Source organism: Pseudomonas putida (assembly GCF_001976065.1).
Taxonomy (GTDB): domain Bacteria; phylum Pseudomonadota; class Gammaproteobacteria; order Pseudomonadales; family Pseudomonadaceae; genus Aquipseudomonas; species Aquipseudomonas serbica.
Genome location: NZ_MNAH01000015.1, coordinates 40,597 through 64,271, shown reverse-complemented (window position 1 = coordinate 64,271; position 23,675 = coordinate 40,597). Strand labels below are relative to the sequence as shown.

General features: G+C 55.5%; 21 protein-coding genes and 3 pseudogenes. 12 read left to right on the top strand and 12 right to left on the bottom strand.

All coding sequences use genetic code 11. From position 1 onward, the window contains the following. Window positions 1-3: 3 nt before the first annotated feature. The 6 genes from BKX96_RS31390 to BKX96_RS31360 all read right to left on the bottom strand — a co-directional run bounded on the left by BKX96_RS31390 (window position 4) and on the right by BKX96_RS31360 (window position 6,460). Window positions 4-2,091, bottom strand: a complete 2,088-nt coding sequence (locus tag BKX96_RS31390) for a TonB-dependent siderophore receptor (protein WP_256721738.1) — start codon at window positions 2,089-2,091, stop codon at window positions 4-6. A 417-nt stretch (window positions 2,092-2,508) separates the two neighbouring features. Then, window positions 2,509-3,009: an outer membrane beta-barrel protein gene (locus tag BKX96_RS31385; RefSeq protein WP_046817329.1), complete on the bottom strand. Its 501-nt coding sequence runs from the start codon at window positions 3,007-3,009 to the stop codon at window positions 2,509-2,511. Window positions 3,010-3,271: 262 nt separating this feature from the next. Next, window positions 3,272-4,258, bottom strand: coding sequence for an AraC family transcriptional regulator (locus BKX96_RS31380; protein WP_046817330.1), 987 nt, complete (start codon window positions 4,256-4,258; stop codon window positions 3,272-3,274). Further along, window positions 4,255-4,626, bottom strand: coding sequence for a hypothetical protein (locus BKX96_RS31375; RefSeq protein WP_077186353.1), 372 nt, complete (start codon window positions 4,624-4,626; stop codon window positions 4,255-4,257). Before BKX96_RS31375 ends, BKX96_RS31380 begins: the two co-directional genes overlap by 4 nt. 533 nt (window positions 4,627-5,159) lie before the next feature. Next, window positions 5,160-5,642, bottom strand: a complete 483-nt coding sequence (locus BKX96_RS31365) for a hypothetical protein (protein WP_046817333.1) — start codon at window positions 5,640-5,642, stop codon at window positions 5,160-5,162. Next, window positions 5,639-6,460 (bottom strand): winged helix-turn-helix domain-containing protein, encoded by an 822-nt coding sequence (locus BKX96_RS31360; protein ID WP_077186351.1) that lies wholly within the window; start codon window positions 6,458-6,460, stop codon window positions 5,639-5,641. Before BKX96_RS31360 ends, BKX96_RS31365 begins: the two co-directional genes overlap by 4 nt. A gap of 446 nt (window positions 6,461-6,906) precedes the next feature. On the opposite strand from BKX96_RS31360, the pseudogene BKX96_RS33670 reads away from it, so the two are divergent. Together BKX96_RS33670 and BKX96_RS31350 are read left to right on the top strand one after the other, a co-directional pair. Next, window positions 6,907-7,008: pseudogene (locus BKX96_RS33670) on the top strand (transporter); the annotation flags it as partial. A gap of 65 nt (window positions 7,009-7,073) precedes the next feature. Next, a complete protein-coding gene (locus BKX96_RS31350) occupies window positions 7,074-8,720 on the top strand; it encodes an aspartate-alanine antiporter-like transporter (RefSeq protein ID WP_082240522.1) in 1,647 nt (548 codons plus the stop codon). Between the two features lie 193 nt (window positions 8,721-8,913). Here BKX96_RS31350 and BKX96_RS31345 read toward each other — a convergent pair whose 3' ends face one another. From BKX96_RS31345 to BKX96_RS31335, 3 genes are read right to left on the bottom strand one after another with little or no spacing between them, the layout of a single operon-like run. After that, entirely contained in the window at window positions 8,914-11,130 is a 2,217-nt protein-coding gene (locus BKX96_RS31345) for a DUF3604 domain-containing protein (protein ID WP_077186349.1), read from the bottom strand. Between the two features lie 39 nt (window positions 11,131-11,169). After that, window positions 11,170-12,168 (bottom strand): HupE/UreJ family protein, encoded by a 999-nt coding sequence (locus tag BKX96_RS31340; protein WP_077186348.1) that lies wholly within the window; start codon window positions 12,166-12,168, stop codon window positions 11,170-11,172. Further along, window positions 12,165-13,076, bottom strand: coding sequence for a peptidylprolyl isomerase (locus BKX96_RS31335; protein WP_077186347.1), 912 nt, complete (start codon window positions 13,074-13,076; stop codon window positions 12,165-12,167). Before BKX96_RS31335 ends, BKX96_RS31340 begins: the two co-directional genes overlap by 4 nt. Before the next feature lie 184 nt (window positions 13,077-13,260). Between BKX96_RS31335 and BKX96_RS31330 the strand changes: the two genes are divergently transcribed. Further along, entirely contained in the window at window positions 13,261-13,608 is a 348-nt protein-coding gene (locus tag BKX96_RS31330) for a hypothetical protein (RefSeq protein WP_077186346.1), read from the top strand. A gap of 205 nt (window positions 13,609-13,813) precedes the next feature. Next, window positions 13,814-15,232, top strand: a pseudogene (locus tag BKX96_RS31325) (IS1182 family transposase). Between the two features lie 193 nt (window positions 15,233-15,425). On the opposite strand, the gene BKX96_RS31320 reads toward BKX96_RS31325, so the two are convergent. After that, on the bottom strand, window positions 15,426-16,328 hold the full coding sequence (locus tag BKX96_RS31320; RefSeq protein WP_046817340.1) for a LysR family transcriptional regulator: 903 nt from the start codon (window positions 16,326-16,328) through the stop codon (window positions 15,426-15,428). A 107-nt stretch (window positions 16,329-16,435) separates the two neighbouring features. Here BKX96_RS31320 and BKX96_RS31315 point away from each other — a divergent pair, with 107 nt between their 5' ends. The 4 genes from BKX96_RS31315 to BKX96_RS31300 all read left to right on the top strand — a co-directional run bounded on the left by BKX96_RS31315 (window position 16,436) and on the right by BKX96_RS31300 (window position 20,070). Next, window positions 16,436-17,275 carry a HalD/BesD family halogenase gene (locus tag BKX96_RS31315; protein WP_077186345.1) on the top strand — a complete coding sequence of 280 codons (840 nt, stop codon included), beginning with the start codon at window positions 16,436-16,438 and terminating at the stop codon, window positions 17,273-17,275. Between the two features lie 154 nt (window positions 17,276-17,429). After that, entirely contained in the window at window positions 17,430-18,395 is a 966-nt protein-coding gene (locus tag BKX96_RS31310) for an ABC transporter substrate-binding protein (RefSeq protein WP_046817342.1), read from the top strand. Between the two features lie 104 nt (window positions 18,396-18,499). Next, window positions 18,500-19,618, top strand: coding sequence for an S-(hydroxymethyl)glutathione dehydrogenase/class III alcohol dehydrogenase (locus BKX96_RS31305; RefSeq protein ID WP_046817343.1), 1,119 nt, complete (start codon window positions 18,500-18,502; stop codon window positions 19,616-19,618). Window positions 19,619-19,686: 68 nt separating this feature from the next. Continuing rightward, the gene (locus tag BKX96_RS31300) at window positions 19,687-20,070 is read left to right on the top strand and encodes a VOC family protein (protein WP_046817344.1); all 384 of its coding nucleotides are present in this window, start codon (window positions 19,687-19,689) and stop codon (window positions 20,068-20,070) included. Window positions 20,071-20,604: 534 nt separating this feature from the next. On the opposite strand, the gene BKX96_RS31295 is transcribed toward BKX96_RS31300, so the two are convergent. Next, complete coding sequence (locus tag BKX96_RS31295; RefSeq protein ID WP_077186344.1) at window positions 20,605-21,063, bottom strand: hemerythrin domain-containing protein; 459 nt, start codon at window positions 21,061-21,063, stop codon at window positions 20,605-20,607. A gap of 304 nt (window positions 21,064-21,367) precedes the next feature. Between BKX96_RS31295 and BKX96_RS32725 the strand changes: the two are divergent. Together BKX96_RS32725 and BKX96_RS31285 are read left to right on the top strand one after the other, a co-directional pair. Next, window positions 21,368-21,510 (top strand): annotated as a pseudogene (locus BKX96_RS32725) (methyl-accepting chemotaxis protein); the annotation flags it as partial. 83 nt (window positions 21,511-21,593) lie between these two features. Beyond that, entirely contained in the window at window positions 21,594-22,250 is a 657-nt protein-coding gene (locus BKX96_RS31285) for a sensor histidine kinase (protein WP_235431838.1), read from the top strand. Window positions 22,251-22,636: 386 nt separating this feature from the next. Here BKX96_RS31285 and BKX96_RS33385 read toward each other — a convergent pair whose 3' ends face one another. Then, window positions 22,637-23,077, bottom strand: coding sequence for a DUF2513 domain-containing protein (locus BKX96_RS33385; RefSeq protein ID WP_077186342.1), 441 nt, complete (start codon window positions 23,075-23,077; stop codon window positions 22,637-22,639). Here BKX96_RS33385 and BKX96_RS33380 point away from each other — a divergent pair. Further along, window positions 23,072-23,197 (top strand): DUF1214 domain-containing protein, encoded by a 126-nt coding sequence (locus BKX96_RS33380; protein WP_235431844.1) that lies wholly within the window; start codon window positions 23,072-23,074, stop codon window positions 23,195-23,197. The genes BKX96_RS33385 and BKX96_RS33380 overlap by 6 nt on opposite strands. A 10-nt stretch (window positions 23,198-23,207) precedes the next feature. Continuing rightward, entirely contained in the window at window positions 23,208-23,369 is a 162-nt protein-coding gene (locus BKX96_RS33375; protein WP_235431839.1) for a hypothetical protein, read from the top strand. Window positions 23,370-23,675: the final 306 nt, after the last annotated feature.

Genomic DNA, 23,675 nt, shown 5'->3' with positions numbered 1-23,675 from the left:
GGTTTAGAAGCGATATTTCGCCGAGGCGGTAATACTGCGCGGTGCGCCATACGTCAGGGCACCGTAGGCATCGAAGATGTCGAAGTACTTCTGGTCGGTGACGTTGTTGGCATTCACCTGGGCCGAGAGGTTGTCGGTGATTTCGTAGCGCGCCATCAGGTTGACCAGGGCGTAGGCGTCCTGCTGGATCTTCTCGGAATTGCCTGCCGGATTGATGGCGTAGGTGTAGATCGAATCCTGCCAGTTGACGCCGCCGCCAATGGTCAGCTTGTTGAAAGCGCCTGGCAGACGGTAGGTGGTGAAGGTGCGTAGCAACTTGGTCGGGTACAACGTGTTGACGTCGTCGCCGTGGGCGTCTTCAGCCTTGAACTGGGTGTAACCCAGGGAGGCATTCCAGTCCGTGGCGAGCTCGCCCGACACTTCCAGCTCGAAACCCTTGCTGGTCGCGCCTTCACTGGCCTCGTAGGCGAAGCCGCCGACAGGGTTGTTTGGGTCGATCAGCTCGCCGGTGCTCTGCCCCAGATTGTCCTGCTTGATCTGGAAAATCGCCGCGGAGGCGTTCAAGCGGCCATCGAAGTACTCACCCTTGAGGCCGATTTCACTGCTCTGGCCAACGATCGGCTCCAGTTGCTGGCCACTGCTGTCGCGTACCGACTGCGGCAGGAAGATCTCCGTGTAGCTTGCATAGGCCGAGAGGTTGTCGGTGAGGTCGTAGACCACGCCTGCATAGGGTGTCAGCTCATGATCGACATCGACCTTGCTCACTTGCGAGTAGATGTCATCGCTGGTTTTCTCGTACCAGCTCTCACGCGCGCCCAGAATCACTTTCAAATCGTCGGTCACGTTCAGGCGGGTGGCTGCGTAGAGTCCTTTCTGGCGGGTCTCGCTGTAGCCGTAGTCGGTCCTCGGGCCCCAGATCGGCTCGGGGAATTTACCGTTGTAGGCATCGAAATCGGCCACCCCGTCAAAGCCTGTTTGCGCGTCGAGTGAATCGGCGTCGAACTTCTGCTTGCTGTCCACGTAGCCGAAGGCCAATTCGTGCTCACGACCCAGGAACGAGAACGGGCCATTGAAGCGGATGCCGTAGTCGTCCTGGGTGGTCTCGGTCTTGTAGGTCGCCGGGAACGAAAACATGCCCGAGCTGCCGTTCCTGCCTGGGTTGCCGGACAGGTACAGCAGCGAAGAGTCGCCGGTGCGCTCGCCACGGTTATAGCTGAGGTTGACTTGCCAGTCGTTGGCAAAGCGGTGGTCGAGATTGACGAAGTAAGTCTCGTAAGTGGTGTCCCATTTGCTCCAATCGGCGGAGGTGGTCTTCGAGCGGCTCCAGTTGGTGCGGCCGCCGTCTGCGTACCAGACGGGCAGGCCGCCCCACATTGGCGAGTCGGCATTGCTTTCCTGCCGGCTCAAGCCGAACCAGAGCGTGGTGTCCGGCGTCAGGTCGATGTCCATGGTGCCGTAGAGGGTCTGGCGCTTGTTCGAGTTCATGTCGATCCAGGTGTCACCTTCATTGGTTTCACCGACCAGCCGCGCGCGAATCGTGCCTTCCTCGTTCAGCGCCGTGGACACATCGGCCAAGGCGCCATAGGTGTCCCATGTACCGGCGCTCAGTTCCACCGAACCCTTCAGCTCAGTGCTGCTGGCACGCTTGCGCACCATGTTGAGGGACGCGGAAGGGTCGCCCGCACCGGTCATCAGGCCGTTGGCACCACGAACCACTTCAACGCGGTCATACATGGCCAGGCTGCTGAAAATCTCCCCCGAACTCCATGGCTGCTCGTAGATGGTGGGTACGCCATCGATCATCAGCGAGTTGAGCTCAAAGCCCCGGGCGTTGAACTGCGCCCGGCTTGTTTCATAGCGGTTGACCGACACGCCGGTGGCATTGTTGACCACGTCGAGGATGGTTTTCAGATCCTGGTCCTGGATGCGCTGCTGGGTGATGACGCTGACCGATTGCGGCGTCTCGCGCAGCGACATGCTCAACGGCGTGGCCGTGCGAGCAGCGTCAGTCGTGTAGGAGTGGGTGTCTTCGGTGACGGCGCTGCGCTCGCGAACTGCGGTCTCCGTGATAGCGATAGGCGCCAAGGTCACAGAGCTTCCTGTCTCTGTCTGTTCAGTCTGTTGCGCCGCGTGCACGCAAGGCGCAACGAAGACGACACCGGCGGCAAGCATGTGCACTGCAAGAGCCAAGGGGCGCAGTGCCAGAGGCGCGCGCGGCATAACGGAGCTGGGTGAACACAGGAGGGCTGGGGCGGACATGCGGACTCACATTTGATTTGGTGTTATAGAGAATCATTATCATACGCAAATGTGATTGAGAACTAAACACCTGTTGAAGCCGGAGCTTTTTTCTCGTTGTAAGGGGTGTCGATCGTTAAGGACTGGTTGCCGGGGACAGTACGTAGCCCGTTCCAGTAGCTTCCTGGCGCAGTGGCAAGGGGGGTGTGCGGTGAGGATTACGTTTCGAGGTTGAGCGACCCGCCGGGTCGCTCGATTCAGGAGGGGGGGTTAAAAGAGAATGTAAGCAGAGGCCGTTGTTTGATTCAGGTCCATGTTACCGACCTGCAATACTTCATATTCTGCACGGACGCCGATGTTGCGAAATACATCAACTTCAACGCCGGCACCGTAGGTCAGGTCCACACCCGTATCATCATCGGCGGCATTACCGTCAGCATCCCAGGCATGGGCACCGACAATGCCGAAAACGCGTACCCGGTCCCCCAACGGAAAACCGAGGTGGGCACTGGCCTGAACGGATTTACCGTCGAAATCCAGATTCTTGTCTTCGAACTGGCCGAGATCAACGAAGGCACCTTCGAAGGCCAGATAACCGTTGAGGCGATAACCTGCAAAAACCTTATAACTGGTGTCCTCATCGTTCAAATGGACTTTGTCGGTTTCAATGCTGCTTACGCCAGCGCCAAGATATAAACCTTTGTCATCAGCGAGCGCTTGAAAAGACAGCAGCGAAAGCAGGGAAACGAAGCCAAGGTTTCGAAATAGCATGTGAGGCAGGGTCCTTCTACAGGTTGTCGATGGGTGTTGGTCGAGAATTTGAATGAACAGGACGACTGATTGAAATCATTGATTGATATTTTTGAATGCGGTTAATAGGTGTTGATCAACCAGGCTAACGCTACCCCCGATAAATAGGCGGCAAGGCAAAAGATGACTTTCTGTTTGAGTGGTAGCGAATTCAATCGATAGCGCATGCTTATCCCCTTGGGTAGAAATAAGCATGCTGACAATTCAGACCGTTGGATGAAAATTATTGATTGTTATTTTTGCCGGCCGCTGCCAGTTTTGCAGCGTTGCGCCTGGCCGTTTCCGAGGGCGTTTCTCCATAGACATCCTGATAAGCCTTGGAAAACCGGCCAAGATGGTGAAAGTTCCAATACATGGCCGTTTCAGTGACCGTTGGCCAAGTGTTGCGGATCAAGTCTCGGTGGACATTAGCAAGCCTCAGGTTCTTGATGTAAGCGATCGGTGAAACTCCGAATGTCTCGATGAAACCATGGTGCAAGCTACGGGTTGTGGTTTCCAGTTGCCTGACCAGCGCCTTCATGTTGAGGGCTTTGCGGGTATTTTCATGAATGTATTGCATTGCTTGTATTGCGATTGTTCTTCTTCTCGGCGGGTTGAGCGTGCGGCGGCCTACAGGTGTCAGGGCCCGTAGCAGGGAAATCAGCAACGCACTTTCCGCCGCTGAAACTTCAGCGTGGTTGAGCGGTTTCAAATGAGGCTCGTTGATCTCAACAGAGTAGGCGTTGATGGCCTGGATGGCAGATTGCATTAACTTGAAATGCGCGACCTGAAAGCGCTGTTCCTTTCGATCTACCAGCACGTCGATGGCTGAATGGTTTCCAAGGCAATGAGTGTAATGCTCCAACGTCGTGGTCAGGGTGAAAAGCGTCTCATTGGGCCCGCAGGTGCAGTAAACGGGCTCGTCGCTATACACCACGATCATTTCGTTAGGCCACAATTGATGATCATTGACAGTGGGGCGAGCCACCACAGCCTGTGAAATGGCCAAGGTGACAAAACCATGTGGGACAGAGCCGATCAGGGTGACGGCTGAATCAAACTCCAGCCGACTGCATTGAAGCCTGGCACCCTGAAAGAGCGTGTGCTGCCTGATGTTTGCTTCGTGCTCCAATGGGGCGAGGCTCAACTGCCAATGGCCAACTGTTCTCTGGGCCATGTCCGCGGGAGTGGACGTTACATGAAAGATTTCATCAGGGATCATGATACTCATGGAATAGAACGCTCTTCAGCTAAATGGACAGTGCCCGGATTTTTCTCAGGCATCGACAATGCCGCAGTAAAGACGTACGCGTCGCCCGAGGATAACTCGACCAGGCCTTGAAGTTTATCGGGTGGCAGTTTCGAACCAAAAATCGCGGTGTTCTGGTTTGCCGGACCGATGGCTGCCGCATCAAACGCAAAAAAAACCTCAGCACGATAGTCTGTGACAATCCTGTAGTCAGAATTTTCATTGTTTGGGGTCTTCTTGTTGCTTTCATTACCGGTCAGGTTGGCGCCATAGAGTTCCTTGTCATCAGCCAAGGCCTTGAGAGACAGCAATACACCAAAGGATACGGTTGCGAGGTTTTTTAGCAGCATTGACGTGCGTTCCTTGTTGATGATGTTTTCAGGCAGTGCCGGCGGATAGTCCTGCTCCCACGGTGCTGGTTGAAGTCAAAAACCCATATTTTGCTCAAACGGGAGTCAGCGACAGGTCGTGACTTTGATTGTTGATATTGTGTGGTGGGGCAGGCAGGGCGTTGCCAAGCGCATCTTCGTCATCATGGACTTCCTTTTCAGAGTATATTTTCAATTGTCTGAGCTTGATTGTTTCGTTCGGCCTCAGCTCCAATTCGTAGAATTCGATGTCGGTGCTGCCGATGGAGTGCTCATTGTGTGCCGCTGAGTGAAACGATATTGCAGTTAGAGCTAGAACGGCGAGGATCCTGGTTATCATTGATCTGACGGCTCGCAAAAATGCATGTTTTCAACGGGCGTGTGGAGCCGGCATGGTGCGCTGAACGCCAACAAGCGACTCCGAGCGCTATAAAGGCGGGATGTTGCGGGGGGCAGGGGATTGATTCAAATTAGTAATTATTATTTTTGTTCTGATTTGATCGATTGCGGGTAACTCAGTGATTCATGCAGCGCAAGCGGCCTATATCGTGGACATAAAAACAAACGGCGTTTTTATTGGACGTGGGGAGCAGCTCGTAGTTTAGAACGGCGCCTTCCTGCAACACGAATTGACGCCTGAAAAACAGGTCGGGTGTCTTTTCAATGGCGAATAATTCGTTGTCCTGGCTGAGTTTGACGTTACTGATTTTTATCTGCACATGATGATTGCTTTCCCGGATAATCTGGGCCGAAATGGTAGCGTTACGGATTTTTCCATTCAGGCTTTCCAGCGTGGTTTGTGTCAGGCGGCCATGGCCGATGGTCAGGTATTCCTCTGTGTTGAGTTGATTGGAATCCTCCAGCCATTGTCGGGTCATGGTTTGATAACTGATATTTTCCATGTAATAAGAGGGCGAATAAGTCAGGGAAAAAATACAGGCGGCATTGATGATTGCAAGCACGATCCAGTGAATAGTTGAGGACGAAATTGACTTCATAGGGTGACTTCCAAACATTGCCGAATCATCGGTGCAAGGTCTTTTTGCTCGCTATTGAGTTGCAGGTTTGCAGTGCTTAGATCCGGACGAACACACGAAACAGAGTAGTTTGATTTAAACTGGTTCAGCCAGACCTCGCCTTTGAGGTTTGGCGACAGCTGTTGAACCTGGTTCGCCGAAAGATCCCTCAGTGTTTGCGCTTCGGCGACACTCTGGCCTATCGCGTGGATGGCCAGTTCGTTATGTTTTACGCTGGAGACTTCCATTTTTGGCGTGTCGAAACCAGAGTGGAAACCCGTGTAGGCGCAGACAGCCAAGGTCAGGACATACCCAACTACCTGGGCTTTGGTAAGGAAAGTTGATGTTCGGCTCTTTTTTGAAGGCACCGCAAGATCATCAGGGCGGTTTGGCGCTGGCTCTTCAATGCCGAGCGCAGGAGTTTGCGTGGCTTCCTCTGAGGGTGTCGGCAGTTCTGTGGGAACTTCGACTACATAGAGACGGTTGAAGCAATAACCTCTTCGCGGAACCGTCATCAGGATTTCGTGGTCACGACTGTCGTTGAGAATGTTTCTAAGGGAAAAAACCGCCTGGTTCAAACTGCCAGAGGCGACGACGCGGTCATTCCAGGTGTAGTCGATGATCTCCTCACGGCTTTTAGTCTGGCCGGGCTCCATGAGCAGCAGGTCCAGTAGGCGCGATTCAGCTCTCCCTATCGTTGTGCTTTGAACTTCTCCATGGGTCGTCGTGATGCTAAGCAAGGCGGTGTCTGGATCGAAAAGGACCATGGCACCATTTTTCAATTTGAAGGCGTAGCGCATGGGAGTCCTCCGTTCTGTGGTTCTGGCTGAGTATAGAGACGGTTTATGAGGCCGGATTTGACGCAGTACATTCTTGTCGGAGGAAGGGCTATGAGCGGGGGCGGTGATGATGCCCGGATCGGGTGATCCGCGCTATCCGAATACTGCAAGGCAGGGTCATGCCTCACTACACAGATAGCTACACCAACAGTGGTAATAGCGGGGTCAACTAAAACTAGTAGGAATCGAGAAAATTTCGAGTAATACGGTTTGGATCAGATAACTGCTGCGTAAAGATGTTTCCCAAATACTTCTCGCTTGAGAACAATTGCATATTTATCACTGTTGCCTACGCTTATCCCTTGCTGCGCTTCTGTCGACCAAAGGTGATGAAAAATGGAATTGAAGGAGCGATGGAGTTGCACCTTCTGGCATTAGTAGGGTTCGGCAGAATTGGCCAATCAAGCCCTCAACTCTTCCTTTCCTACACCACCAGCACCTTCACCACGTACGGTATGAATACCGAATCCACCTGCAACTGGCAGTCACGGGAATGGTCGGTACCCCTCGCCGGGCTGGCCGTTCGCGATTGGCCGAGGAACCGCTCCTGGCGCTATAGAAGGGAGTTCGCGTCATGCTTGAGTTTCTGCTTCATGCCTTGCGTACCGATCCGGAAATTGCGGTATTCCTGGCGATCGCACTGGGCGTGTTCATCGGTCGGATTCGTATCGGTAGTTTTCACCTAGGCTCAGTAGCGGGTGCGCTCTTGATGGGACTGCTGATTGGTCAGATCGGCCTGGAAGTGCCGACGGGTTTAAAGTCGGTATTTTTTGTGATGTTCATCTACGCCGTCGGCTTCAAGAGCGGGCCGGAGTTCTTCGGCAGCCTCAACCGCGGTACGTTGAAGCTGGTGGTGCTCAGTGTGGTGCTGTGCGCAACCGCGCTGGGCGCAATTTTGCTGATGAACGCAATATTCCACTTCGATGCCGGTTTCACCGCCGGGCTCGGTGCCGGTGCATTGACGGATACGGCGATCATGGGCACGGCCACCAGTGCGATCAATCAACTGGCGATCGATACCGCCGCCAAAGCCGAACTCAATAGCCATATGGCAATTGCCTACGCGATCACCTACCTGTTCGGCACCATCGGCCTGATTGTCTTCGTCGGCAGCATTGCGCCGAAACTGCTGGGCGTCGATCTGCGGGCGGCGGCCCGTGACCTGGAACTGGAACTGGGCATCGCCAAAGACGAAGACGCGATTACCATCCCCTACACCCGCATGGTGGTGCGCGCGCATCAGGTCGCGCGCAACAGTGCAGCGAATGGGCTGAGCATTGCCGACTTTGAAAAAATGCACGAGTCGCTGACCATCGAGCGGGTGGTACGCGAAGGTCTGATTATCGAGCGTGATGAAGGTGTGGCCCTCAGGGCCGGCGACATCGTCGGGGTCTACGCTTTACGTGAAGCCGTTGGCCCACTGTCGCAGTGGGTGGGCCCGGAGATCGACCATGCCCAATCGCTGTCCTTTCCAACACGCGAGGTCGATATTGTCCTGACCTCACCGGAATTCGCCGGCAAGACCATTGCCCAAGCCAAGTCGCGACTGGAAAACACTCGGCGCCTGGGCTGCTTCATCAACGCTATCACCCGCCAGGGCTACGAGCTGCCGTTATTGCCCAATACCGTGTTGCGCCGCGGCGACGTGCTCAAGATGACCGGACGCACCGCCAGCGTCGAGGCACTGGCCAAGCGCTTGGGGCGGATTCGTGAAAGCAGCTACAAAAGTGATATTGCCGTGCACACGCTCGGAATGGTCCTGGGTTCATTACTGGGGTTGCTGTCCACGCATATAGGGATGATCCCGGTAGAACTCGGCATCGGCGGTGGCGTGTTGGTCGCCGCGCTATTGATTGGCTGGTACAACTCCAGGCACCCGGAAGTCGGTGCATTGCCGCCCGCCGCGCAATGGGCGTTTTCAGAGTTCGGCCTGACCGCATTCGGGGCAGTGGTTGGCCTCCTGGCAGGGCCTGCCGCATTTGCAGCCATGAAGGAGCAGGGGTTGGCGCTGTTGTTCTCCGGGGCAGTGGTTACCATCCTACCGCCTCTGGTGGCCCTTTATTTCGGTCGCTACGTGCTGCGCCTGCACCCGATGATCCTGTTTGGCGCCTTGGCCGGGGCACAGACCGAAGCGGCGTCGATGAACAACGATGAAACCACCTATTTGAATTCCTTGAGGAAGCGTGGTTCACCGCTCCTCAAGAACCTCGATTTAGGTTGACTGACTTCCTCAGGGCGTGAAGCGGTCTTCCATCGATGGCTGCTTTCGGCAACAGCGACCATTCAAGTATCAATGTCTGAATAAGTACATTGGGGTCTATTCGCGAACAGCTTTCTTTCTGAGCTACGGCAACATCGGTCCGCGTCAATCTGCCAGTACCGATGTATGCAGAGCATCGGTACTGGCTTCGGCGCTACTTGACCTCCTCAACCTCATAATTCACATAGCCGAACTCGTTGCTGCGAGCCGCCATGTATTTGCCGTTTTGCTCGAATACTGTGGCCTCGAAGGGCGTGCCGCCGAGTGTTGTCACTAAATGCCCGTCCTTGATTTCATATTTAGCCGGCACGCCAAACTGGCCGTCGTGCAACATGTTCAGGTATTCCCCCTGCGTAGGCGGCTTGCCATCGACGCTGGTGACCAGGCGTTGACCTTCGGTGCCATAGACGATCTCGAACGTCTGGCCGGTGACGGTATTGCGCACCTTGACGGTTTTGCCCACCACGTAGGCTTGCAGCTGCTCGTTAGTGAGCGCTTTGGCGCCTTCGGTTTTCAACTGGTCGATGGTTTTGCCAGCAGTGACAAGCTTGCTGTCCTCAACGGTCGGCGTGTACCAGATCGGCGAACTCCACGCACGTTCCTGGACGGTGGCCGAGACATCGGCCGGTGGCGGCACTTGCAACTTGGCCGCGTCATAGGTGCTCCAGCGCGGGGTCGGAATCTGTAGCACGCGGGCGTAGTAGAACGCGTGCAGGGCCGGATCGAAATCCGGATCGACCCAGACTTTTTTCAGCTCGGTGGCACCAATGGTATTGGTGTAAGTCGCCTTGGAAACATCGACCGTGGAGCCCACAGGTGGGATTTTGCCGGTGGCCTGGTCCAGATGGCGATCACCGGACCAGGCGACGTCGTAGATCTTCTCGAAGGTCTGGCCGTTTTGGGTCCAGCCCTTGATGATCTGGATTCGGTCGAGGTTGCCATCGTCGGCATCCTTGACGGCCCACACCACGAAGGACGGCGTCTGTTTACCCTGTTTTGCCGGCAAGTCGCCACCCATGGGAACGCCCTTGGCGTAGGCAGCATGCACCCAGTCTTTTTCATTCCACACACTGCTGTCGAAACCCCAGCCACCAAACATACGCAGGGGGATGCGCACGCCGCTGGTGCCATAGACTTCTTTGCGCTTCATGGCATCGAAGATCGATTCACGGGTGTTCTCTTCGGCCCAGACACCGGCCAAACCGGAGGTGCTGGTTTGCAAGGCAATCATCCCCGAGTTCTGTTTGCCGGAAAGACGCGCCGCCGGGGTGCTGTCGGTAAAACCGTGGGAGCCGAAGTTGTAGCTCTGCGAATAAGGAATCACCCCGTTGTGCGAGTCGCTGGCGCCTACCACGCCCATTTTGTAAGGGTTGTATCCACGAGCTTGCTGCAAAGCCATGCCGTTTTGCCAGGCTTGCCTGATGTAACTGCCATTGATTTTCGACGTGCTGTTGTCGAGGCCGAGCAGGAAATTCATGATTTCATAATTGGCAAACTCGTCTGTCGGCGACAACTCGGGGTGGGTTTCCGAGGTGCCCTTTACCTGGTGAATTTCGGTGAGGGATTCATTGCGCATCCGCGACTCGGCCCAGGCGGCATCGATGGGGCGGCCACGGTCATCTACGTCCACCGGAAACATCAGGCCGTTGCTGAGGTTGGCATTGTGGGAGATCGCCAGCACGTCGTTGCCTTTTTTGCGTTGGTCGTCCATCCAGCCCCACAAATCCTCCGGTTTGTCCGAATCGAGGGCCGTGAAGGGCAGGTCCGGCACCTTCTTCGAGTCGCGGAAAAACACATTGCGGTGCATGTTTTGATTGTTGGGGGCTGAGGTCCATTCATAGGCGACAAACGTGGTGAACTTGCCGGGTTTGTAGTACTTGTCGGCGATGGCGATGTTCTGCTGCCAGATATTGCCGGCAACCTTCGGATCAATCAGCTCCTTGATCGGGTGGCTCAAGCTACCGGCGATCCATTTGAACACCCGGTTGAAATCTTCCGGGGTTTTGACAATCAGCTTTTGAGCGATGGGCAGCTTGCTGAAGTCTGACTTCGGATCGTTGGCCAGGGCGATCACGCCCACGTATTCCGAGTGGTCGGTCACGCCATGGAAATCCAGCGGGCGACCCTTGAGTTGCACTTCAAACCCCATGGGATGCTTGATCGGCATCCCAAGTGAATATTGGTACGTCTGCTCGGGATCGACCTGGTGGTTTCCGATCAGGTAGGCATCAATCGACCAGGAACTGTGCGAGTGCGTCTGGCCAAAGTAAACCTCGCGATCCGGGTTGCCCTCTGCCAGTGCCAGCGTGCTGACTGTTAATACGGCGCAACCGAGCAGTGTTGGCGCGGTGAAGTGTGTAGGGGTTTTCATATTCCACGTCTCCGGAATACGGCAATGACAGGGTGCAACTCAGGACAAGAAACTCGAGACTGTTTCGAACAACCAGAAGGCAGCCAGCGTGCCCAACCCGTAAGAAGCAATCGGTCGGGCATACAGGACTGCAGGCTGTGGCAGTCGACAACGCAGCAGCAGTTTGCGCAGGCTCAACACGACGGCGACGAACATCAACTGGCCAATCTCGACGCCGATATTGAAGGTGAACAGCGCCAGCGGCAGGTCGCGCTGCGGCAATCCGATTTGCGCGAGCGCACCAGCAAAACCGAAGCCATGCAACAAGCCAAAACAGAACGCTACCACCCATGGCCACTGGAGGGTGAAACTGGTTTCGTCACGGTTCTTGCGGGCGACTTCCACTGCCAGTAACAGGATGCTCAGCGCAATCGTCGCTTCCACAGGAGGGCCGGGCAATTGCACCGCACCCAGTGTAGCGAGTGCCAGAGTGACGGAATGGGCGAGGGTGAATGCGGTGATGGTTTTCACCAGCATCCAGCCATTATCCACCAGCAGCAAGAGACCGAAGACGAACAGCAGGTGGTCGAAGCCTCCCAGGATGTGGTGGATGCCATGGACCAGAAACGCGCCGGCCACCGAAAACGCTCCCGGCGTGGCAGTGATCTCTATCCAGGGTTGCGCAGGGTGGACGAGGGTGGTCGTCAGGCTGCCGTCCAGGTGCGATACACGCACCAGCACATCGGTGATGCTCGCTTGCAGGCCGATGAATTCAATACGTTGCCCGACCAATCCTGCGGGGCCGGCTTCAATGACCCGACGCTCGATCAGTGAATCGTTCAGTTTGCTTTCCACGGGCTCAACGACCGTGTGCACACCTTCGGCAAACCGGAGCGCAACCGGCAATCGCATGCCTGAAAGCACAGGCGTGCGCCACAGTACGTCAAAGCGCCCGGTGGCTGTTTCGTTGAGTTCCAGGTAAGCGGGGCGCGACTCATGGGCCATGGCTGTCAGCCCCACGAACCAGAGCACCAACAGCAGCCATACTGCGCGCCTCATTGCGGCCGCTGCGTCTGTGTGGCGGCAATCTCACCGGAAGCAGCAGGCATCATCACTACGACCTCATAGCGTGCTTTGAGCGCATCGAGACTTGCGCGTTTCGATGCGCTGCGTTGTTCGGACAACCAATCGGACTTGACCTGCAGGGCCACGGTTTCGAAGGACGGAGGAGGTGATTTGGCCAGCGCATCAATCCACACCAGGTGCCAGCCAAAACCCGACTCCACGGGACCCACCCAGCTACCTGGTGTTTGCTTGAACAATGAAATGGCGAACGTTGAACCAAAGACTCGCGCCACCTGATCCTGGGATTGTTCTGTGTAGGCGTTTTTAAACATAAACGCATCGCCTTCACCATTGTTCTTGTCAGACAGCCCACTGAGTGCGGACTGGGCCTGCGCTTGCGCATCCGCACCCCGTTTGTCCAAGGCGAAAAACAAATGATGGAACGTCAACAGTGGCGGCGGGGCGTATTGGTCCTGATGCTGGTTGTACCAGGCCTCAAGTTCACCGGGTGCCGGCTCGCGAAGTGAGGCCACATCTTCGGCAAGGAAGTCCATTTTTTGCGCCAGTCGGCGGCGAATAATAGTGTCGTCTTTATCCAGGCCAAGTTTAAGTGCTTCGCGATAGAGGATTTCCTCTTTCACATATTCCTCAATCAGGCCCTGCAACTGTTGCTCCGATGCAGGTCGCTGCCATCGCGCCAGCCAGGAAATCGCGATTCGCTGAACCACTTCAGGGGTGATATTGATGCGTTGCGGGTCTTGATCAAGGGTTGAAGGGTGTAAACCTCCGTACAACACAAAGAGTGCAAAGCCGGCGATCAGAAAGTGCAATAGCGGCTCGTGGAGGCAACGCTTAATTAACGAAAATCGAGATTCTTTCGCTTCGCAGACGGTTAAGTTCATGACTTATTGTCCCACGCTATACTGCGAATAGTTTTCGCGGCCGAATGGAGTATTGCTGCTGTGCCGGAACTTTCCACCAAGGCTAATCACGATAAGCACTAAGTCTTAGTAGCAATCGGATTAACCAATTCCCCAGGGCCGTCCAGTCTTGCACCTATACAACCCGGGATGGAGCGCCCATGTGATGAAAGGACTGGTTGTTTTCGCCGCGATCATCGAGGCCGCCACTGGTGTGGCGCTGATACTTGCCCCGTCGCTGGTCGGGCAACTTCTGCTTGGCATCGATCTGACGGGCGTCATCGTCCCCGTGGTTGGCATTGCCCTCATTGCATTGGCCATCGCCTGCTGGCCCGGACCAGCAATGCTCGGGATGTTGATCTATAACGCAGGCGTTACGCTTTATCTCGCCTATGTTGGTATCTCGGGGGAATTGAGTGGGGTTTTATTGTGGCCAGTGGTCGTATTGCACGGGATCGTGACGGTACTTTTGATTCGAGCAATAACAAGCCAGACGAGGAACTCACAGACGTAGTCAACACTTGGCAATACGCGTTTTCAGACACCGGCAAAACCTACGGTTTTAAGGGGCACGGTCATCTACTCCTTGTCGGTTGCAGTGCTCCAGATGATTTGAAGCCAGGACAAAAGTTCAACGACTGCTTTTGGCCCAGAGTGTGTAAAAACGCTTTCGCAAACCCTTGCTATGATTTCTGAGGATTTCATCGCAAGGATTGCTCATGAAGCGCTTTATCCAAGGTGAACATCGAGGCCAAAGCACCTTCCTTTCCGAGTGCCTCGACGACTACGTCAGCGATACCAATCCGGTACGCGTAGTCGACGTTTTTGTCGACGAACTCGACCTGGTCAAACTGGGTTTTGAAGGCGTCATACCGGCAGATACGGGCCGGCCTGCTTACCATCCCGCGATCCTCCTGAAGATCTATATCTACGGCTATCTGAACCGCATTCAGTCGAGCCGGCGCCTGGAGTGAGAAGCCCAGCGTAACGTCGAATTGATGTGGCTGACCGGCCGCTTGATGCCTGATTTCAAGACCATTGCCAACTACCGAAAAGACAACAGCAAGGCCATCCGAGGCGTCTGCCGCCAATTCGTGGTGCTGTGCCAGCAGCTGGGATTATTCGGAGAAAATCTGGGCAGTAAATTCAAGGTTGTCAACAATCGCGACCGCAATTTCACCAGCGAGAAACTGAAGCGGCGCATGGAAGAAATTGAATCGAGTATCAACCGGTATCTGACTGCGCTCGACGAAGCCGATCGACAAAAAAAAACCGATCGCACAACCCAAGGCTGCTCGTCTGCAAGAGAAAATCGACAAGCTCAAAGCTCAGATGAAAGAGTTACAGGTCATTGAAACTCAGCTCAACGAATCGCCGGATAAACAGGTCTCACTGACCGATCAAGACGCCCGCTCCATGATGACGCGCGGCACGGGAATCGTCGGCTACAACGTGCAGACAGCGGTCGATACCCAGCATCATTTGATCGTTGCGCATGAGGTGACCAACGTCGGTTCCGACCGCGATCAACTCAGCTCGATGGCCAAGCAGGCCCGCGAAGCGACGGCGTCGGAAACGCTGTCGGTGGTGGCTGACCGAGGTTACTTCAAAAGCGAAGAATCCTGGCTTGTCACGATGCAGGCATCACCGCCTATGTGCCCAAGACGATGACCTCTGGAGCCAAAGCAGACGGGCGTTTCAATAACAATGCCTTCATCTATGACGCGGCAAAAAACGAATACGTTTGCCCGGCTGGAGAGGCGTTGATCTGGCGCTATACCAATGTTGAAAAAGGTCTGACGTTGCACCGTTACTGGAGTTCTAATTGCCAGGGATGCGTACTGAAATCGAAGTGCACACCAAGCAAGCAACGGCGAGTTCGGCGATGGGAGCATGAAGCCGTATTGGAGGAAATGCAGAACAGACTGAGCAATGCGCCGGAGATGATGCGGATCCGAAAACGGACGGTTGAGCATCCCTTCGGGACGCTCAAGCAATGGATGGGTGCGACGCACTTCCTGACGCGAAAGCTGGCTGGGGTGAGTGCGGAGATGAGTTTGAATGTGCTCGCCTACAACATGAAACGGGTCATGAAAATCATCGGTGCTCACGGTTTGATTAAGGCGCTGTCGGCATAAAAAAGGCTGGTTCTGGCCCATTCCAGAGGCTGTAAAAACAGCGTTGATGTGTTCCTGGTCGCGATCGGTGCGACACGCGGCATTGACCGTGCGATCGCTCAGCCAACGAACGTCGATGACCCAAGACGATGAAGCCTGAGCGTTTCTACACACTCTGGGCCGGTTGCTGCCTGCCGTGAAGCATTAGCAGCGATCAGCCTTTTTCAACATTCTTGATCCAGGTCTCAAGCTCCATCACCATCCTGTTAACCTCGCTGTCCTGCCGTTCAGAGGGACGAACGATGGCGTTCCAGGCAATGTCGAGGCCGTCGTTGAGTGCCGCCCAGGCAAGCTCACCGCGTTCGAGGCTGGGGCTCACCAGGTCCCGCTGCAGGATGCTGATGCCGTAGCCTGAGCGGACCAGTTCAACGATGGCTTCGATCAGTTCCACGGTGATCATGCGGCGCGGCAAGATGCTGGCAGGGGCGAAGAAGCGGTCGTATTCCCAGCCGCTGGCGCGATCGGTTGAGTAGGTCACCAGGTTGTAGGTCTTGAAGTCCTGCGCGTAGATATTTTTCCTGTCCGCCAGGGGGTGGTCGGTGGCCATGATCGCGATCAGGTCGTCGCGAAACAGCGGCAGCTTGGCGACACCGCTGGGCACCATGCCGTCGTCGATGATGGACACATCGATCCGGCCTTGCATCAGGCTGGCGTACACGTCGTTGCGGGGCACGGTCACCAGGGTGATTTCGATGTCTGGCCGCAGGCTCGAGTAATGCTTGATGAATTTGGGAATCCAGCGAAACGGGCCATAGGAGGTCACCCCCATGCGCACGAACGCGGTGACGCCACCGGCCATCGACCGGGCTTCGGACTCGGCCTCGTTCAGTATCGCGATGATGTCCTTGGCGGCCCGTTCCAGACGCACGCCGGCAGGGCTGAGCCGCAGCTTGCCGCCTGATCTTTCGGTCAGGCCAACCCCCAGTCGCCGCTCGGCTTCGCGCAGGCGGTGACTGACCGCCGAGGGGGTCAGCCACAAACGCTCGGCAACGGCCGTGACCGAGTCGACTTCCGACAGGGTTTGCAACATCACAAGGTGATCGAGGGTAAGTCTCATGGCGAGCGACCTGAAAATAATTCACAAAATTGCGTAAAATTATGAGCGTGACTTGTTTTTAGTGGCGATGCAATCTGAATCCAGCAGAGCCACCGGAGACCACAACAATGACTAACCTGCCCACCACTGCTGCACAAACCCTTGGCGATATCATCGACCTCGAGCGTTACCCCATCACCGATCGCACCAGTCCCGCTTACCGGGCACTGGTCGCGCAAAGCCAGTCGCTGCTCGGCGAAGAGGGCGTGGCGATCTTCCCGGGTTTTGTCCGCGAGCCATCGGTTGTCGCCATGGCGCAGCAGACCCTTGCACTGCACTCGCGCATGTTTCGTTTTCGCGAGAACCACACGGTTTATTTCAAACCCCAGGACGAAAGCGTCGATCCGCAACACCCGCTGCGCCGCTTGATGACTACGGCCAAAGACACCGTAGCCTACGCCGATATTCCGCTCGACCATTCGATCCGGTCGATCTATGAAGCGGACGAAGTCCTGGCGTTCATCCAGGATGTGTTGAACCTGGAAACGCTCTATCGCCATGCCGATCCACTGGCCGCCCTCAACCTTCAGGGCTTCACGGCGGGGCAGGAACTGGGGTGGCATTTTGACCGTTCCGACTTCAGCGTCACGCTGTCCCTGCAGGCGGCGAACGCGGGCGGGGATTTCGAGTACGTGCGCATGCTGCGCAATGAACACGACGATTGTCATGAGGCGGTGCGGCAATTCCTCGATGACCCGCAAACACAGCAGGTAGAGGTTCTGCCCCAGGTGCCCGGCACCCTGACCCTGTTCCGTGGCCGCTATTCATTGCACCGGGTCACGCCGGTGGCGGGCGACAGGTTGAGGCTCAACGCGGTGTTGGCGTATGTGGACCAACCCAATGTCGAATTCAGTGCCTATGCACGCCAGTTGTTCTACGGACGTACCACCGTTGAACCATTGGCTTGAGTGTCGCCCATAACAAAAAAAGCTACTGATTCACTTCTTCGCTTCACATGTTTGCGCGCGCACCCGTCCATGTTAAATCTCATGGGCCCGTTTGTTCCTGTGTCGCCCACAACAGTTCGCTGCCCCCAATAATAATGATTCGGAGCGTCTGATCATGAAAAACAGGAAGAGTTTGCTGGCCTCGTTACTCACCCTTGGCTTGCTCGTCGGCAGTGCTTCAAGCCAGGCCTCGGGCTGGTGTGATTCGGGCAAACCGGTGAAGTTTGCCGGCCTGAACTGGGAGAGCGGGATGCTCCTGACCGATATCATGATGGTGGTGCTCAAGGAAGGGTATGGCTGTACCACGGATCAGCTGGTGGGCAATACCATCATTCTTGAGACCGCGTTGGCCGGTAACGACATCCAGGTGTTTGGTGAGGAGTGGATGGAGCGCAGCGAGGTCTGGAAAAAGGCCGCGGCGGCCGGCAAGGTCGTCGGGGTGGGCGCGCCGATCATCGGGGCAACCCAGGGCTGGTATGTGCCGCGTTATGTCGTGGAGGGCGACACCAAGCGCAATCGACCGGCACAGGCGCCTGAGCTCAAGACAGTCGCCGATTTGAGCAAATACCCGGCGGTGTTCAAGGATCCGGAGGAGCCGTCTAAAGGCCGTTTCTACAACTGTCCTGCGGGCTGGATCTGTGAACAGGACAATACCGAGATGTTGAAAGCCTATGGGCTGGAAAACACCTTCACCAACTTCCGCCCAGGGACGGGAGCGGCATTGGATGCCGCCGTGCTCTCCAGTTATAAACGTGGTGAACCGGTACTGTTCTACTACTGGTCACCGACGCCGCTGATGGGGCAGATCGATGCGATCAGGCTGGAAGAAACCGGGGCCAACAAAGACGTCGTCACCATGGTCGGGCTCTCCAGGACTTTCCATGAGCAGGCCCCCGAACTGGTCGCGGTGCTGGAGAAGGTCAACATTCCCATCGACCTGTTGAACCAGAACCTGGCGCGGATGACCAGGGAGCGCATCGAATCGCCAAAGCTGGCAAGGATATTCCTCAAGGAGCACCCGGAAGTCTGGCACGCCTGGGTCGATGAAACCGCGGCAAAAAAGATCGAGGCGGCGCTCTAACCAGTCTCAAGGGCACGGATGCCCGACCTTCGTAACACCTTCTACCACTGATTTTTACCGTTTCTGCACAGCGGCGACGCCTCTGTGCGCTCAGGAAAAACACCATGATCAAATCACGAGCCGCTGTCGCCTTCGCGGCGAACCAGCCTCTGCAAATCGTCGAAATCGATGTGGCACCCCCGCAGGCCGGGGAGGTGCTGGTGCGAATCATCGCCACCGGCGTCTGCCATACCGATGCGTTTACCCTGTCCGGCGCCGATCCGGAAGGCCTCTTTCCAGTCGTCCTCGGGCATGAAGGCGGCGGCATCGTCGAGGCCATCGGCGAAGGCGTGACCTCGGTGGCGGTGGGCGATCACGTGATCCCGCTGTACACCCCGGAATGCGGCGACTGCAAATTCTGCACATCCGGCAAGACCAACCTCTGCCAGAAAATTCGCGCGACCCAGGGCAGGGGCCAGATGCCGGACGGCAGCAGTCGCTTCTCCTACAACGGCCAGCCGCTGTTCCACTACATGGGTACCTCGACCTTTTCCGAATACACCGTGTTGCCGGAAATTTCCCTGGCCAAAATCCCCAAGGATGCGCCGCTGGAGAAGGTCTGCCTGCTCGGTTGCGGCGTGACCACCGGCATCGGTGCGGTGCTCAACACGGCAAAGGTGCAGGAGGGCGCCAGCGTGGCGATCTTCGGCCTGGGCGGCATCGGCCTGGCCGCGATCATCGGCGCCACCATGGCCAAGGCCGGGCGAATCATTGCCATCGATATCAACCCGGGCAAGTTCGAGATTGCCAGGCAACTGGGCGCTACCGATTTCATCAATCCCAGAGATCACGACAGGCCGATCCAGGAGGTGATCGTCGAAATGACCGAGGGCGGCGTGGATTACTCCTTCGAATGCATTGGCAACGTCCACCTGATGCGCGCGGCCCTGGAGTGCTGTCACAAGGGCTGGGGCGAGTCGGTGATCATCGGCGTTGCCGGCGCGGGCCAGGAAATCAGTACCCGACCCTTCCAGCTGGTGACCGGCCGGGTCTGGCGCGGCTCGGCATTTGGCGGCGTAAAAGGCCGCAGCGAACTGCCCACTTACGTCGAAAAGGCCCAGGCCGGTGACATCCCGCTGGACACCTTCATCACCCACACCATGGGGCTCGAGGACATCAACAAGGCCTTCGACTTGATGCATGAAGGCAAGAGCATTCGCACCGTCATCCATTTCGATCGCTGATTCAAACGCCCCGGTGCCGAGCGCACCCAGGCCCCAAACATCCTGTTTTGTATAAAGAGAGCATCAAGATGAGCATCTTCACCCACGTCACCGTTGGTACCAACAACCTGCAGCAGGCCCGCCGTTTCTACGACACCGTGCTCGCCACACTCGGCCAGAAACGCATCGCCGATCTGAACGACAATGGCTCGATCTGGGGTGAAAACGCCCCGTCGTTTTTCGTGCTCAGGCCCGCCAATGGCGCGCCTGCCAGTGTCGGCAATGGTGTCACTGTCAGCTTTGAAGCAGCGGATCGCGCCGCTATCGATGCCTTCCACGCGGCAGCCCTAGCCAGCGGTGGCACCGACGAAGGCGCTCCAGGTCCACGTGGTTGGGCACCCAATGCGTATGCGGCTTACGCGCGGGACCTGGATGGTAACAAGCTGGCTGCGTACTGCTTCAAGGCAGCGTAAGGCTCATAGGCGCTGCGCTTGACCGGTATCGCCCATGGGAACAGGGTCACTTCGCGAGTTTGCCAGTGACCCTGTTCCACCCGTTGTGTAGCGGGCAGCCGGTTGAATCCACAGCTTGCAGCAAGATACGTTGAGTGTGTTTCTGCGGGGGGCGCGTTGAAAAGCAGATTCTGGCCCATCACTGCCTGTCACGGCTGACGGAAATCGCCACCAAGTTGCCGGCGGACCGCCGCTACCTGTTGAGCCATATGCGCCCTCAGATCAGCCAACTAAACCAAGGGCAGCTCATCTGCCTAAAAGCATGGCCACTAAAATTTGCATCATCACCCGCAGTTCGATCAATAACCCCTGGCCACATTCGCCGTAGGCGGCTAGGGACTTATAATCGAAATAATACGATTAGCCGCAACGCTTATTTCACGTCTGGTGACTGTCTGAGTATAAGGCTCACAACCAATCTCATTTGTAACTATATATAAATAATCCTGCAGGCTATATGTGCCTAATTTTGAATAGGCGTGTTTAAAATTTCGATTAGTGCCACCCACGCTTTATTTCCTGCCACTGGGTGTCTGACAACCACTTATCTGCCACCGGAAAGAAAATATTCTCCTCTGCATCCATATGGTCGTAGTATTTCTTGATGAAGTCATCGATATTGTCGGCGATTACTCTCGCCTCCTGGGTCGATTCCTCCAATATTTTGAGCTGTCCAGCAATTCGCTCAAATGCTTGATGATCTCGCTCGATATCCTTGACCCGTTGGTGGATCGGTGCCTCAGTTGCTAGCAAGGCCAGCCGAATAAGCTCTTCATTTTCATGGTGGTGTCGCTCTGCATCACCATGCAAGGCGTCCAACTGCTTAAACAACAGCTTGCAGTCATCGGCACCCGCGGATCCATGCCTTATTCTCCCCAGTAATTCTTTGATCTGAGTAATTTGGATAGCTACTTCATGATGATAAGAGTGCAGTTCTTTCAATAATTTGTTCATATTAAATCCTCATCACTGCACCGAGCCATTACAGGTTAAATTGTATTAACCACCAATTTCTAAGAGTGCTCACGCCTATCAGTTCGCATTTAATCATTTTATTATAGTCTGGCTCGAAACTCTCGCTCCCAAAAACTTGCGATCCTTGGAAGATTTTGAAATATAAACTTGATGCTTATATGAGCTGCAAGAAAAAGCAGACTCACCAAGGTCGCTTGCTGGCTGACCTTGAACGGTGCAAGTGGCTTCGTTCTATAGCGACATCAATAGAAAAGCGTGGGCGCCCTGCAATCGGGTTGCCTAGCAGACCAGCTTGCTGGAACTCAACGCCGCCATCGTAGCGGTGCGGGCGGGGAACTGGGGCGAGGGTTTGCCGTGGTTGCCGACGGAGTTCGCTCTCAGACGCAGCGTACACAGTCATCAACCCAGCAGATCCACGGGATCATTGCTTCGTTGCATGCCCAGTGCCGATCGCGCTGTTTTGAATCGCCCCGGGTTTCGTAGGCCATGGGGCAAAAACAGTCTTGGGAGTGCTAGGACACAACCTTCGCACACCATTGGTTGCTGTGACGCTGGGTGCCGATCTGCTGAGACAAAAGGAAGAGTTGGGCGCTCGTGGGCAAAGAATAATTGCACAAATTACTACCAGCGCTCAACGCGCCAACCAGATGGTGAATGACCTGCTTGACCTGGCACGCTGCAACCTGGGTACTGGAATCCCGGTACGAACGGAAAAAACTGACCTGACGTCTGTTTGTCATTCAGTCGTTAATGAGCTCACCACCGCGCACCCAAAAGCACAAATTATTTTCACCGACTCGGGAACGGTAACCGGCCAGTACGACCCATCACGCTTGGCACAGGCTTTCTCGAATCTCATTGGCAACGCCGTGCGGCACGGCAAAGCGCAGAGTCCAATTAAAGTCACCCTGAGCGGGGATGGCGCCACCGCCTGCTTTTGCGTGCAAAATTACGGAGAGCTTATCCCTACCAACGCACTCGCCTCTCTCTTTAATCCGAACAGGCGTTTCTCCAAGTACTCCGAGGGAGAACAAGGAACATCGTCTGGCCTCGGGCTGGGATTATTCATAGCGGCTCAGATTGTCGAGGGCCATGGAGGAAAGATAGAGGTCGAGTCGACACTGGAGCAGGGCACAACTTTCCGTGTGAGTTTGCCCATTCGCTAATATCCATGGTTGGGACGTTGAAGTACCGCCGAATCTGTAGAGCTCATAGTGAATGGCTGTTATGGGACGTCTTCTACCGGTGATCGAAAGGAAGCGTGCTAGTTGAGTCGGCCCAAAGAACTGGTCAGGTTGAACGCAAACAATGGGGCAGGTCTGTGCAACGACCCAGGGAGCAATCTAGATCATTTGTTGCAGGGGTTGCCAGTATGGAAGGCGAGCATCGTTATAACGCTATTGTCGATGGCGCGCGTCCCGGATACGACTTCAGTAAGTCAACCACGTTTCGTACTCGTTGGCCTTTCTTGATATCCCACACTGGGAAGCAAAGTCACATCTGGTCCTGACGAGATACGCTTAAGCTTTTCATCTGCATGATGGCGGGGTCTTTAAGTGACAAGCCGCGTGACTAAGCAACCAGCCGTTCTTCTGTCATCGAGATAATCGTGTCCAGCCCACGTCAAGCGATAAAAAATATTCTCCGGAGTATCATAGTGTTCTGAGTATTTCTTCACAAACCCAGCATCTTCGAGGATCTCCATCTGATACTCCAAGCTTCTTTGGAAATCTCCAAGATGCTCACTATCATCAGATACGCCATAGTCGTGTTCGAGCTGATGCGTAATTTCCGAATATGACGACCCAACGGATATCAGGCTGGATTCAATGCACGACAAAACTCCAAAAATCAGCGTGTTGTCTCGTTTCACATTGCACCCCACAGAAATTGACTGCTTTGGATCGATTCTATTCTTGTCGAATTGGTATAGGAATCCGGTTCTGATGGCAAGCCACTCAAAGGCTCCAACGGCAAGAAATACCGAATCCATCTCAAGGCGCCGGATGTCAGCCAGTTCTGGTCTTTCACCGTCTATGCCTCCAAGAATCGCTTGATGGCCCATAACGAATTGAACCGCCATTGTCGCGGCGATCGCCCCCCTAAAGCCTGACGCCGACGGTATGTACACCATCGAACTGGCCGCCAAGGGCGACGTCAGTAATCCTCACTTCCTGCCAATCCTGGAAAACGACGCGTACATCATCCTTCGCATGTACGGCCCGAGCAAAGACGTCCAGAAAGGCAGCTATAAATTCCCGCCAATAGAAGTCATCAGTACCTGACGCCTCTCGCTTTCTGGTGGACCATCGCATGGTGCGTGGTTCACTGGGGAGCCCTATCGTCCTACCATCAATTTTGTGCTGCCGCGACCGTGCGCTTCGGGTCGTTTTCAGCCCTCCGCGACAGGCGAACCAAAAGCAGTCTTCTGCTTACGATGTCATGTCCAGGTATTCGGGAATGATTCTTCACAGGCATGGCGGCAGCGGTGCCCATCTGTGAGTACCAACAGCCAGGCCATGAGTCACTGAAATGCAGCCGTTTTCGTAGACACGTTTGAATGACCGTGATTTGATTCTAACGCTTAGATA